This window comes from Serratia sp. NFX21, from assembly GCF_048517035.1.
Taxonomy (GTDB): domain Bacteria; phylum Pseudomonadota; class Gammaproteobacteria; order Enterobacterales; family Enterobacteriaceae; genus Serratia; species Serratia quinivorans.
Genome location: NZ_CP183196.1, coordinates 4,405,455 through 4,418,336, shown reverse-complemented (window position 1 = coordinate 4,418,336; position 12,882 = coordinate 4,405,455). Strand labels below are relative to the sequence as shown.

10 protein-coding genes are annotated in these 12,882 nt (G+C 54.9%); 8 read left to right on the top strand and 2 right to left on the bottom strand.

What is annotated here, in order from left to right; translation table 11 throughout:
• Positions 1–6: 6 nt before the first annotated feature.
• The 3 genes from patD to ACNT1W_RS20625 all read left to right on the top strand — a co-directional run bounded on the left by patD (position 7) and on the right by ACNT1W_RS20625 (position 4,616).
• Complete coding sequence (gene patD / locus ACNT1W_RS20635; protein WP_218218636.1) at positions 7–1,431, top strand: aminobutyraldehyde dehydrogenase; 1,425 nt, start codon at positions 7–9, stop codon at positions 1,429–1,431.
• A gap of 90 nt (positions 1,432–1,521) precedes the next feature.
• Positions 1,522–3,432, top strand: a complete 1,911-nt coding sequence (locus ACNT1W_RS20630; RefSeq protein ID WP_419246088.1) for an NAD(P)-binding protein — start codon at positions 1,522–1,524, stop codon at positions 3,430–3,432.
• Positions 3,429–4,616 (top strand): c-type cytochrome, encoded by a 1,188-nt coding sequence (locus ACNT1W_RS20625; RefSeq protein WP_261131406.1) that lies wholly within the window; start codon positions 3,429–3,431, stop codon positions 4,614–4,616. Before ACNT1W_RS20630 ends, ACNT1W_RS20625 begins: the two co-directional genes overlap by 4 nt.
• A 35-nt stretch (positions 4,617–4,651) precedes the next feature.
• On the opposite strand, the gene hmpA is transcribed toward ACNT1W_RS20625, so the two are convergent.
• Entirely contained in the window at positions 4,652–5,842 is a 1,191-nt protein-coding gene (gene hmpA / locus ACNT1W_RS20620; RefSeq protein ID WP_017893703.1) for an NO-inducible flavohemoprotein, read from the bottom strand.
• Positions 5,843–6,214: 372 nt separating this feature from the next.
• On the opposite strand from hmpA, the gene glyA reads away from it, so the two are divergent.
• The 5 genes from glyA to ACNT1W_RS20595 all read left to right on the top strand — a co-directional run bounded on the left by glyA (position 6,215) and on the right by ACNT1W_RS20595 (position 11,488).
• On the top strand, positions 6,215–7,468 hold the full coding sequence (glyA, locus tag ACNT1W_RS20615) for a serine hydroxymethyltransferase (protein WP_012146345.1): 1,254 nt from the start codon (positions 6,215–6,217) through the stop codon (positions 7,466–7,468).
• Positions 7,469–7,748: 280 nt separating this feature from the next.
• Complete coding sequence (locus ACNT1W_RS20610; RefSeq protein WP_112363257.1) at positions 7,749–8,933, top strand: NupC/NupG family nucleoside CNT transporter; 1,185 nt, start codon at positions 7,749–7,751, stop codon at positions 8,931–8,933.
• A 75-nt stretch (positions 8,934–9,008) separates the two neighbouring features.
• Positions 9,009–9,752 (top strand): glutamine amidotransferase, encoded by a 744-nt coding sequence (locus ACNT1W_RS20605; RefSeq protein WP_012146343.1) that lies wholly within the window; start codon positions 9,009–9,011, stop codon positions 9,750–9,752.
• Position 9,753: 1 nt separating this feature from the next.
• A complete protein-coding gene (gene cdd / locus ACNT1W_RS20600; RefSeq protein ID WP_012146342.1) occupies positions 9,754–10,182 on the top strand; it encodes a cytidine deaminase in 429 nt (142 codons plus the stop codon).
• Between the two features lie 154 nt (positions 10,183–10,336).
• Positions 10,337–11,488, top strand: a complete 1,152-nt coding sequence (locus tag ACNT1W_RS20595) for a 3-phenylpropionate MFS transporter (protein WP_112363255.1) — start codon at positions 10,337–10,339, stop codon at positions 11,486–11,488.
• Here ACNT1W_RS20595 and csiE read toward each other — a convergent pair.
• Positions 11,485–12,750, bottom strand: a complete 1,266-nt coding sequence (gene csiE / locus ACNT1W_RS20590) for a stationary phase inducible protein CsiE (RefSeq protein ID WP_419246087.1) — start codon at positions 12,748–12,750, stop codon at positions 11,485–11,487. The genes ACNT1W_RS20595 and csiE overlap by 4 nt on opposite strands.
• Positions 12,751–12,882: the final 132 nt, after the last annotated feature.

Genomic DNA, 12,882 nt, shown 5'->3' with positions numbered 1-12,882 from the left:
AATCCTATGCAAAGCCAACTGTTGATTAACGGCCAACTGGTTACCGGCCAGGGCGCGTTGTTGCCGGTGTATAACCCGGCAACCGGAGAGGTAGTGGTACAGGTGGCTGAAGCCAGTGCAGAGCAGGTCGATCAGGCGGTGCTGGCGGCCGACGCCGCCTTTGAACACTGGGGGCAGACCACGCCGAAGGAGCGGGCTGAACATCTGCTGAAGCTGGCGGATTTGATCGACAGCCATGCGGAAACCTTCGCCCGCCTGGAATCGATTAACTGCGGTAAACCCTATCACTGCGTGCTGAATGATGAACTGCCGGGTGTGGCCGACGTCTTTCGCTTTTTCGCCGGGGCCAGCCGTTGTTTGAGCGGGCTGGCGGCCGGTGAATATCTGGCTGGACACACCTCGATGATCCGCCGTGATCCCCTGGGCGTCGTCGCCTCGATCGCCCCCTGGAACTACCCGTTGATGATGGCGGCGTGGAAGCTGGCTCCGGCCCTGGCGGCGGGCAATTGCGTGGTGCTTAAGCCGTCGGAACAAACACCGCTGACCACCTTCAAGCTGGCTGAACTGGCCGCCGGGCTGTTCCCGCCGGGCGTGCTCAACGTCCTGTTTGGTCGTGGTGCCAGCGTCGGTGACAGGCTGACCGGCCATAGCAAAGTGCGCATGGTATCCCTGACCGGCTCAATCGCCACCGGCGAACATATCATTGGTCATACCGCATCCGGCATTAAACGCACCCATATGGAGCTGGGGGGCAAGGCGCCGGTGCTGGTGTTTGACGACGCCGACCTGCAACAGGTGGTGGAAGGGATCCGCAGCTTTGGCTTCTACAACGCCGGTCAGGACTGCACCGCCGCCTGTCGCATTTACGCGCAGAAAGGCATCTATCCGCAGTTGGTGAAGGCGTTGGGCGAGGCTATCGGCAGCCTGAAGATTGGCCCGCCGATCGATGCCAGCAGCGAACTGGGCCCGTTGATTACCGCTCAGCATCTGGAGCGGGTGGTGGGTTTTGTCGAGCGAGCCAAGGCGTTGCCGCATGTACAGGTGGTGACCGGTGGTGAGCGGGTTAACGGCCCTGGGTACTATTTCCAGCCGACGCTGTTGGCCGGTGCTCGTCAGGAGGATGAAATCGTGCAGCGTGAGGTGTTTGGGCCGGTGGTGACCGTCACGCCGTTCGACGATGAGGCGCAGGTGCTGGCCTGGGCCAACGAGTCTGACTACGGGCTGGCGTCTTCCCTGTGGACCCGCGACGTGGGGCGGGCACACCGTCTGAGCGCCCGTTTGCAATACGGCTGCACCTGGGTGAATACCCATTTCATGCTGGTGAGCGAGATGCCGCACGGTGGCCAAAAGTTGTCTGGCTACGGCAAGGATATGTCGATGTACGGCCTGGAAGATTACACCGCAATCCGCCACGTGATGTTTAAACATTGATTCATCAGGTTTTATCTGCAAAATAATGCGGCTTTCAGACCGGCTCCGGCCGGTCTGATGATAATAAAAACTCAAAGGAAGCCAATAGCCATGGGAATCACCAGACGCGATTTTCTTAATGGGGTGGCGATCACTATCGCCGCCGGGTTAACGCCGATGCAGATCCTGCGTGCATCGCCGCAAACCGCCAATCAAACCCTCTATTATCCGCCGACGCTGACCGGATTGCGGGGCAACCATCCTGGTTCGTTTGAGCATGCTCACCAACTGGGGCGTGACGGCAAGACCTTCGATTTTGCCAGCATCCCGGCCACGGAAGAGTTCGATCTGGTGGTAGTCGGTGCCGGGATCAGCGGACTGGCCGCTGCCTGTTTCTGGCAGCAAATGAAAGGTCAGCAGCAGCGTATCTTGCTGATCGACAACCATGATGATTTCGGCGGCCACGCCAAGCGTAATGAATTCAGCAGCGAAAATGGCACCATTCTCGGCTACGGCGGCAGCGAGTCGCTGCAGTCGCCGCGCTCCAACTTCAGCCCGGTGGCGATGGGGCTGCTGCAAAAACTGGGCGTCAGCATCGACAACCTGGAAAAGGCTTTCGATAAAACCTTCTACCCGGATCTTAACCTGAGCCGTGGCGTCTATTTCGATCGCAAAAACTTCGGCGTCGACAAAGTAGTGAACGGGGATCCTGGCCGTATGGTGGCGGATGATATTCCCCATGACCGCCTTAATGGCCGTTCCTACGAAGCCTTTATCGGTGATTTCCCGCTGCCGGAAAGCGATCGCCAGGCGCTGATTGCACTGCATACGGTGGAAAAGGATTACCTGCCGGAAATGAGTCAGGAGCAGAAAAGCGAATGGCTCGACAAGCACAGTTATACCGAATTCCTGCGTGACAAGGTTGGCCTGAGCGAAATGGCGATCCGCTATTTCCAACAAACCACCAGTGACTTCCAGGCGGTGGGCATCGACGCCACTTCGTGCAGCGATGCGCGTATTTGCGATCTGCCTGGCCTGAACGGCATGAACCTGCCGCCGCTGGATGAAGAGTCACAGGCGGATCTCGACGATCCTTACGTGTTCCACTTCCCGGACGGCAACGCCACGCTGACACGCTTAATGGTGCGCCATCTGATCCCGGCGGTCTCACCGGGCGGTAAGGACATGAATGACATAGTGCTGGAGAAGTTCGATTACAGCCAGCTTGACCGGGCGGAGTCACCGGTAAAACTGCGGTTGAACAGCACCGGGCTGCACGCGGCTAACGTCGGCGACAAGGTCGAAGTGACCTACATGACCGGCGAGAAAATGACCAAGGTGCGCGCCGGGCAGGTAGTGATGGCCGGTTACAACATGATGATCCCTTATCTGGTGCCGGAAATGTCGCCGGAGCAGCAACAGGCGCTGAAGCAGAACGTCAAGTCGCCGCTGGTGTACAGCAAAGTGGTGATCCGTAACTGGCAGTCGTTTATTAAACTGGGCGTGCATGAAGTTTACTCGCCAACGGCGCCTTATTGCCGTGTGAAGCTGGATTATCCGGTGAGCATGGGCGGCTACCAGCATCCACGCGATCCGAACCAGCCGATTGGCCTGCACATGGTGTATGTGCCGACGCTGGCGGGCAGCGGGTTAAGCCCACGAGAACAGTCGCGCAAGGGCCGTGCCTTGCTATTGGGCACGCCGTTTGAAGTGCATGAGCAGATGATCCGTGAGCAGTTGCAGGGCATGCTCGGCTCCGCCGGTTTTGATCATCAGCGTGATATTGAAGCGATCACCGTAAACCGCTGGTCGCACGGCTATTCCTACTTCCTCAACGGGCTGTTTGACGATGAGGACGAGGCGAAGAAAATCATTGAGACGGCGCGTAAGCCGATCGGCAAAATTGTGATTGCCAACTCGGATTCAGACTGGAGCCCGTACGCCAACTCGGCGATCGATCAGGCGTGGCGCGCGGTTAATGAACTGGCCTTCGGCCAGGTTGCCGCCAAGGAGGGAGCATGAGCATGCGTTCACTGTACTTACTGACCTTACTGGCGGCGGGTGGCTCGGCACAGGCGATGTCGGCCGGGGAATATGTTGCCAGGGCTGGTGACTGCACCGCCTGCCATACCGCGCCGGGTGGGGCTTTGCTCGCCGGTGGTATGAAGTTTCCGACCCCGCTGGGCAATATTTACGCTACCAATATTACGCCGGACAAGCAGCAGGGCATCGGCGCCTATTCCTTTGACGAGTTTGACCGTGCGATGCGTCAGGGGATCGCCAAAGATGGCCATCGACTGTATCCGGCGATGCCGTACACCTCTTACGCCAAAATGAACGCGGAAGATATGCGTGCGCTGTACGACTATCTGATGAAGGAAGTCCCGGCGCAGAACACCGCCAACCGCGCCAGTGATATCAGTTGGCCGCTGTCGATGCGTTGGCCGTTGGCAATATGGAACCAACTGTTCCATGAGGATACGCCTTATCAGCCGGACAGCAGCCAGAGCACCGAGTGGAACCGTGGCGCCTATTTGGTGCAAGGAGCAGGGCACTGCGGCAGTTGCCATACGCCGCGCGGCTGGGCGATGCAGGAGAAAGGGCTGGACAGCAAAGATCCGGCCTTCCTGAGCGGTGCCGAACTCGATGGCTGGTACGCTTCAGGAATACGCGGGCTGAAACAGGATGATGTGGTGGCCTTGCTGAAAACCGGGCGCAGCCAACATGCGGCAGTCGCAGGGCCGATGAGTGAAGTGGTTAGCCACAGCACGCAATATCTGACCGACGGTGATTTGAACGCCATTGCTACTTACCTGCACAGTCTGGCGGCAGAGAAACCGCCGGCGGAGAAACCCGTAGCCATGGCGGTCGACAACTGGCAAGCGGGGCAACGCACCTATGCCATGTACTGTTCAACCTGCCATGGTAATAAGGGCGAGGGCAGCGATAACACCATTCCGGCATTGGCCGGTAACGCAACGGTCACGGCGGAGGATCCACTAACCGCGCTGCGCGTAGTGTTGGAAGGAGCACATACGCCGATCACCCAACATGCTACGGCGCTTGCCATGCCGGGTTACGCCTGGACATTGAACGACCAGCAGGCTGCCGATCTGATGAGTTATTTGCGGGGAAGTTGGGGCAACCAGGCGGCACCGGTCACGGCGCAGCAGGTAAAAGAGACACGCAAGCTGGCGGAGAAATAACGGTGGGGCACGGCAGCAGGCCGCGCCCCTTTCAATTACATGACCTTATGCGGGCCGAAGCATTCGTAGTGGATGCGTTCGGCCTCTACGCCCATGTCCAGAAGTTGGCTGGCCACAGACTGCATAAACGGTAACGGTCCGCAGAAGTAGTAATGCATCTGCGGCGTGCTGAGCGTTTCACGCAGGGCACTGAGATTCATCAGGCCACGGCTCTGGTAGTCGCGGCCTTCCACATCATTGGCACCCGGTTGGTTGTACCACACGTGACGGCTCAGATTCGGCATGCGGCCGGCAATATCCGCCACTTCATCGGCAAAGGCGTGAACGCTGCCGTTTTCCGCCGCGTGCAGCCAGTGCACGTCCGCCGGGTGCTGGTTATCGTGCAGCGTATGGAGCATGCCGAGCATTGGTGTTTGGCCGACACCGGCGGAGATCAGTGCCACCGGGGTTTCCGGCTGCGCTTCCAGGAAGAAATCCCCGTGCGGCGGAGCGATATAAATGACGTCGCCTTCTTTGGCCTGCTGGTGCAGGAAGTTCGATACCTTGCCCTGATCCTCTCGTTTTACCGCAATGCGATAGTACTCGCCATTCGGTGAGGTGGTCAGTGAGTATTGGCGAATCTCCTGGTTTTCCATGCTGTCGTGCTTGATGTAGACCGCCAGGTATTGGCCCGGTTTGAAGTCGATCACCTTGCCACCGTCAACCGGCGCCAACACGAAGCTGCAAATCACCTCGCTCTGTGGCTGTTTTTTGACGATGCGGAAGGCTCGTCGATCGCGCCAGCCACCCTCGGCAGTTTCGCTGGCCTGATAAATCTGGCCTTCGCGCTGGATAAATACATCCGCCAACACCCCGTAGGCTTTACCCCAGGCGTCCAGCACTTCCTGCCCCGGGCTGAACATTTCGTCCAGAGTTGCCAGCAGATGACCACCGACAATCTGATATTGATCCGGGCGAATATTCAGGCTGGTATGCTTCTGGGCAATGCGCTCCACCGCCGGCAGCAGCGCCGCCAGGTTTTCGATATTCGCGGCATAGGCGCAGATCGCGTCGAACAGCGCCTGACGCTGATCGCCATTGCGCTGGTTGTTCATGTTGAACACGTCCTTTAACTCGGGATTATGCTCGAACATGCGATCGTAGAAGTGGGCGGTCAGTTTTGGCCCGGTAGCGGCCAGCAGGGGAATGGTAGATTTTACGGTGGCGATGGTTTGGCTATCCAGCATGGTGGCGCTCCTTGGTCGGACATTATTGGAATATTCTAATGATGCATTTTAAATGCATCTTTGTGTTTGAACGCATCCTAACGGTTTCTGCCGTGGCTGTAAATACCCCTGTTTTTGTTGCGGAGTCGCCAGGCGACGATCTCGCTCACAGAACATGAAAAAACCGCATCCTCAGTATGAGTAAAAGTCGGTTGTCGAATGGGGTGTTTTATCGGATCAAAGCCTTGCTGCGCCTAATGCCAATCGTTTGCGTAAAAACCTCTGTCAAGACCTATCCTCGGTGGGGCGAAACAGTTTACACTGTGGCCCAGAACCCGAACGGGTAGTTATTTGGTGATTTTTTAGTTAGCTGATTTAGTCAGGAGAAGCCGGATGTTAAAGCGTGAAATGAACATTGCTGATTACGATGCCGAACTGTGGCGTGCAATGGAGCAAGAAGTTGTGCGTCAGGAAGAGCACATTGAGCTGATTGCGTCTGAGAACTACACCAGCCCGCGCGTAATGCAGGCCCAGGGCTCCCAGTTGACCAACAAATACGCTGAAGGTTATCCGGGCAAGCGTTATTACGGCGGCTGCGAATATGTGGATATCGTTGAGCAACTGGCCATCGATCGCGCAAAAGAGCTGTTCGGCGCAGATTACGCCAACGTCCAGCCACACTCCGGTTCCCAGGCGAACTTCGCTGTTTACACCGCGCTGCTGCAGCCGGGCGACACCATTCTGGGCATGAACCTGGCGCACGGCGGCCACCTGACCCACGGTTCACCGGTCAACCTGTCTGGTAAACTGTATAACGTGGTGCCTTACGGCATCGACGAAAAAGGTCAAATCGACTACGAAGATCTGGCCAAGCAGGCACAGACTCATAAACCAAAAATGATCATCGGCGGCTTCTCTGCCTTCTCCGGTATCGTTGATTGGGCAAAAATGCGCGAAATCGCCGACAGCATCGGCGCTTACCTGTTCGTTGACATGGCGCACGTAGCGGGTCTGATCGCCGCCGGCGTTTATCCGAACCCGGTCCCTCACGCACATATCGTGACCACCACCACCCACAAAACCCTGGCAGGTCCGCGCGGCGGCCTGATCCTGGCGAAAGGCGGTGATGAAGATCTGTATAAAAAGCTGAACTCCGCGGTGTTCCCAGGCGGCCAGGGCGGCCCGCTGATGCACGTGATCGCCGGTAAAGCGGTGGCGCTGAAAGAAGCCATGGAGCCTGAGTTCAAAATTTACCAGCAGCAAGTGGCCAAAAACGCCAAAGCCATGGTGGAAGTGGTGCTGGAGCGCGGCTACAAAGTGGTTTCCGGTGGCACTCATAACCACCTGTTCCTGCTGGATCTGGTTGATAAGAACCTGACCGGTAAAGAAGCTGACGCTGCACTGGGCCGCGCCAACATCACCGTGAACAAAAACAGCGTGCCAAACGATCCCAAGAGCCCGTTCGTCACCTCCGGTGTGCGTATCGGTACTCCGGCAGTGACCCGCCGCGGCTTCAAAGAGGCTGACGTGCGTGAACTGGCCGGCTGGATCTGCGACGTGCTGGACAACATCAACGATGAAGCCACCATCGAACGCACCAAGAAGAAAGTACTGGATATCTGCGCCCGCCTGCCGGTCTACGCATAATTTCCATTGCTGTAAAAAACGCTGAGGCGTCAGGCCGGTCACTTGGGTGACCGGTTTTTTTTTACCTTTAGGCGACGGTTAGAGATTGAACGTCGTATATATATTTCCGTCATTAATATTAGTTATTGATATATATATCAACGATAGGGTGTGATATTTGTCGTCTTTTAATTAATTACCTTGTTTACAGACGGTGTTATGTGATGTAAGTCTATATGATTGTTATTTGCTCTCATGGTATACCTTGAAAAAGGACGGTTATTATACTATGGAGTGTCGTATGACGCAGGTTATTCACTTTATCCTCTCGTGTCTGTTAGTGACGATAATGGCATTGATGGTCAGCCATGACCGAAAGTTAATTAAGATCCGCTATATTATTCAGCTGCTGGTGATTGAAGTATTACTTGCCTGGCTGTTCCTTCGTTCTGATATGGGTACCGGATTTACGGCACAGGTTTCTACGGTGTTTAACGGTTTGATGCTGTTTGCCGGTGAAGGCACTGACTTTTTATTCGGCGGAATGCGGGCGCAAGGGCTGGCATTCTTCCTTCTCAATGTATTGTGTCCTATTATTTTTATTTCTGCATTGATCGGTATTATTCAGCACATCAATCTGTTGCCGATTATTATTCGGGTAGTGGGGACGGTGTTGTCCAAAGTCAATGGCATGGGCAAGTTGGAGTCTTTTAACGCCGTCAGCGCATTGTTGCTGGGGCAGTCAGAGAACTTTATCGTTTATAAAGACGTGCTGGGCAAGATGTCCGAAAATCGCATTTACACTATGGCAGCCACCGCGATGTCAACCGTCTCGGTTTTTATGGTCGGTGCCTATATCAATATGGTTGATGCCCGCTATGTCGTAGTGTCATTGATTCTGAATATGTTTAGCACATTTATCGTGCTGTCACTGATTAATCCGTATCGTGTCGATTTGGAAGAAGAGGTTGAGATGCAGGATCTGCATCGTGGACAAAGTTTATTTGAAATGTTGGGCGAATATATTCTTGCCGGCTTTAAGGTCGCAGTAATCATTGCCGCCATGCTGCTGGGCTTTATTGCCCTGATCGCCGCCATCAACGCGTTGTTTAGCAGCCTGTTTGGCATCAGTTTTCAAGGCTTGCTGGGCTATCTGCTTTATCCATTTGCCTGGGTGCTTGGCGTGCCGGCTCATGAGGCGCAGCAGGTTGGCAGCATCATGGCGACCAAGATTGTCGCCAACGAGTTTGTCGCCATGACTGAGTTGCAACAGATTAAAGCCGTTCTGTCGCCCCGCGCCGAAGGGATCTTGTCGGTATTCCTGATTTCCTTTGCCAACTTCACCTCGGTGGGCATTGTGGCGGGGGCGATTAAAGCATTGAACGAGGAGCAGGGGAACGTGGTTTCCCGTTTCAGTATGAAACTGCTGTATGGCTCAACGCTGGTGAGTTTCTTATCGGCAGCGGTAGCGGGCTTGGTCATTTAAACCCTCTGGCAGGCTCGATTAAGGAATATTTATCCCGGCGGTATTTAAAATCAACCGACATAAGGAGGTGTTGCAATGAAGATTTTGTTTATTGGTGAGTCATGGCATATTCACATGATCCACTCTAAAGGCTTTGACAGTTTTACCTCGAGTAAATATGAAGAGGGGGCAGAGTATCTGTTGTCCTGTCTGCGCAGCGCCGGTATTTCCATCGACTATATGCCGGCGCATACAGTTCAAAATGCCTTCCCACAAACGTTAGACGAACTGCTGGTTTATGATGTCGTCGTGATTAGCGATATCGGCAGTAATACCTTCCTATTGCAAAATAAAACCTTTTATAAAATGGAGATGATGACCAATGCTCTGTCACTGATAAAAGACTATGTCGCTATGGGGGGCGGTGCGTTAATGATAGGCGGTTATCTTTCCTTTACCGGCATAGAGGCAAAAGCAAATTATAAAAACACCATCCTTGCCGAAGTATTACCGGTTGAAATGTTAGACCACGACGACCGCGTTGAGTTACCGCAAGGCTGCAAGCCCCTCACATTAAGCAAGACTCACGAGATTACCCGTCATTTAAATGAATGGCCGCCCTTACTGGGCTATAACAAATTTATTGCCAAACCCGGCAGCGAAACATTAGCCGAAATTAACGGCGATCCTCTGCTGGTGGTGGGTAAGTATCAAGAAGGCCATGTTGCCTGCTTTGCCGCTGATTGCTCCCCTCATTGGGGTGGGCCGCAATTTATGCAATGGGAAAGTTATACCGCCTTCTGGTGCAATATATTGAATTCAATCAAAAGGAGAAATTAGAATGGAAGACAAAGCCAAGATTCAAGAAATGATTGCTGCCGCCTCCCAGGCCAGAGAGTTTTCCTATGCCCCTTATTCCAACTTTACCGTGGGGGCGGCATTGATCACCAAGAGCGGCAAGGTGTTCACCGGCTGCAATGTCGAATCCGTCTCTTATTCGCCAACCACCTGCGCAGAACGCGTGGCGATCCTGAAAGCGGTCTCCGAAGGCGAGCGCAGTTTTGAGATGATTGTGGTGATCGGCGGCCCCAGAGTGGGTGAAAGCAAGGCTAAAGGTTATTCCGGGCCTTGCGGCGTGTGCCGCCAAATGATTTATGAATTCGGCAAGGATATCCAAATCATTATCGCTAACAGCCTGGATGAGTACTATGTACACGATATTTCTGAGCTTTTCCCACTTGGGTTCGGCCCGGACCATTTGTTGGGCTAAATAGCTATCTCTCCATAATCAGGGTAGCGGCAAGCTGCGCCCTGATTATGGGAATAAACTGTGAACTCCCTAGCACTCTACTCCCTCGACTGTGAATGAACATTGCTAGCCAGTGTGAGCTCTGTCAAAGTATCGCCCTCACACCGGAGGGATCATGGTTCTGCAATCTACGCGTTGGCTAGCTCTCAGTTACTTCACCTACTTTTTTTCTTACGGCATCTTCTTACCCTTTTGGGGCGTTTGGTTAAAAGGTGAGGGCATACCGCCTGAAACCATCGGTATTCTGCTTGGCGCCGGTCTGGTTGCGCGCTTCCTCGGTAGTTTGTTGATTGCTCCCCGGGTAAAAGATCCCGCCCATCTGGTGACGGCATTGCGCCTGCTGGCATTGCTGACGCTGGCTTTTGCCATTGGGTTCTGTTTCGGCAACGGCTGGGGCTGGCTGATGCTGGTGATCGCCGGCTTTAACCTGTTCTTTTCACCGTTGGTTCCGCTCACCGACGCACTGGCCGGCACCTGGCAAAAACAAATCACCATGGATTACGGCCGGGTCAGGCTATGGGGCTCGCTGGCGTTTGTGATTGGTTCGGCGCTGACCGGGCAGATGGTTTCCGTCTGGGGCCATAGCGCCATTCTCTACAGCCTGATAATCAGCATACTGGCGATGCTGTTGGGCATGATGCTGAAACCGAGCGTGATGCCGCAGGGGGAAACGCGCACCCACAGCGAAACCGAACGTTCTCTGTGGGAGATGCTTAAGGAAGGGCCCGTCTGGCGCTTCCTGTTGTGCGTCACTCTGCTGCAGGGCGCGCATGCCGGTTATTACAGTTTCGGCTCTATTTATTGGCAGGAGGCGGGTTACTCGGCTTCGACCATTGGTTACTTGTGGTCGCTGGGCGTGGTGGCCGAAGTGGTTATTTTTGCCAGCAGCAATTTCCTGTTCCGCCGCTGGAATGCGCGCAATCTGCTACTGCTTTCCGCCTGTTGCGGGATACTGCGCTGGAGCCTGATGGCCAGTAGCACCGAGTTGGGGTGGCTACTGGTGATCCAAATTCTGCACTGCGGCACCTTTACCGTTTGCCATCTGGCAGCGATGCGTTTTATCGCCGCGCGCAAGGGGCCGGAAGTGATCCGGCTGCAGGCGGTTTATTCGGCTCTGGCGATGGGCGGCGGTATTGCGATTATGACGGTGATCGCCGGTTTCCTGTTCGAGCATCTGCAGGGTGGGGTGTTCTGGGTGATGGCGGCAGTGGTGTTGCCGGCGTTGTTTATCCGCCCACCGGCCGTTGTGGTCAGCAGCAGCCGCTAAGAGGTTTCCAGCAGCGCACGGATGAATTTGCGCTGCTGGCGCGCTAATGGCAATTCGGTATAAATCAGCGGCGGCTGTGGCGCACTGTGCTCCGTGGCATAGGGGGTGATCACCAGGGTGACTCCCTGCGGCGCGCCAGAATGCAGATAGTCGCGCAGTGGCAAATACTTGATATTCAGCGGCAGCAGCGTTAATTCGCGGATCTGATATTCCACTTCATCTTCCAACTGCGGGTTGTCCAGCGTCAGCAATAACACCTGTTTTTCCTGCAACGCATTGCCCTGCATCAACCAGGCACCGAAACTGATGGCGACCAGCCCGGCTTCTTCGCTGGAAAAATGAATACCGTATTCCTGTTCCAGCGGGGCCAGTGCCTCCTGGGCGGTACGCATCAGGCGCGGATACTTGCGTTCAACTTCCTCCAGCAGTGTGTTATCGATACCAATCTCAAAGCGACAGCGTTCTACCGCAGGGGCCAGATGGGCGAACAGCTGGCTGATCAAATCCTCTTTACTGCTAAAAGTCATGCCGGAAATCTGTTGGAAGCGCTCGACCATATTTTCAATCGCTGCCATTAATCGCAGATCTTCCGTTGAGTCATTGCTGTGGTAGCTGTGATTTTTCAGCATGGTAAACATCAGCACCAGAAAATCGTTTTCGCTGGTTTCGGGTGGCAGGGCAAATAACTGATTCAATGATTGATGCAGCAAGGCGGTCGCCTGATGTTCCGGCTTCTGATGCAGCCAGTCGCGCTGTGCGGGGCTGAATGTCGGGTGCCGCCGGCGCTGGTTCTCCCATGCGCAGTAGCGCAGGTAGTGTTGCAGAAACTGACGATCGCGTCGATCAAAGCTGCGGTTGACCAGCGCTTCATACTCGCTGATGCACTGTTCCAGCTGCGGTGTCAGATCGGTGCTTTGCCCCAGAGCTTGCTGTAACCAGCGGGAAAAATGTTGATCGATAAATTCCGGGCTACAGCGCAGGGCTCTGCGCAGCCAGTGGAGCAGGCAGAGGCGTTGGTTGAGTGCGCTGCCCCTGATCCGGTAACCCTCGTCGGGGTTACCGTCGATCTCCAGATGGTGGAAACGCTGGATTTCACTGGCAACCTCGGCTATATCTTGCCGGGTAATCGGGGGGGAAACGCCATTAATTTGGCTGATAGTCTCCAGTTGTACTGCGGGCACCGGCGCATACAACATCAATAACAGATGGCAGCGTCGTTGTTGACCGGAGAGCTCAGGCACGGGGGCAGTGTCCAGGCTCATATCACCTTCGGGCAGGTAACGTTTAAATTATGAATAAGCATAGCAAAAGGTGATGCGCGGCGCGGCAACGGCACCCGGTTTTACTTCGGCTTACAACTTTCGTCACAAATATTGGGCGAGATCGCGGCGGTT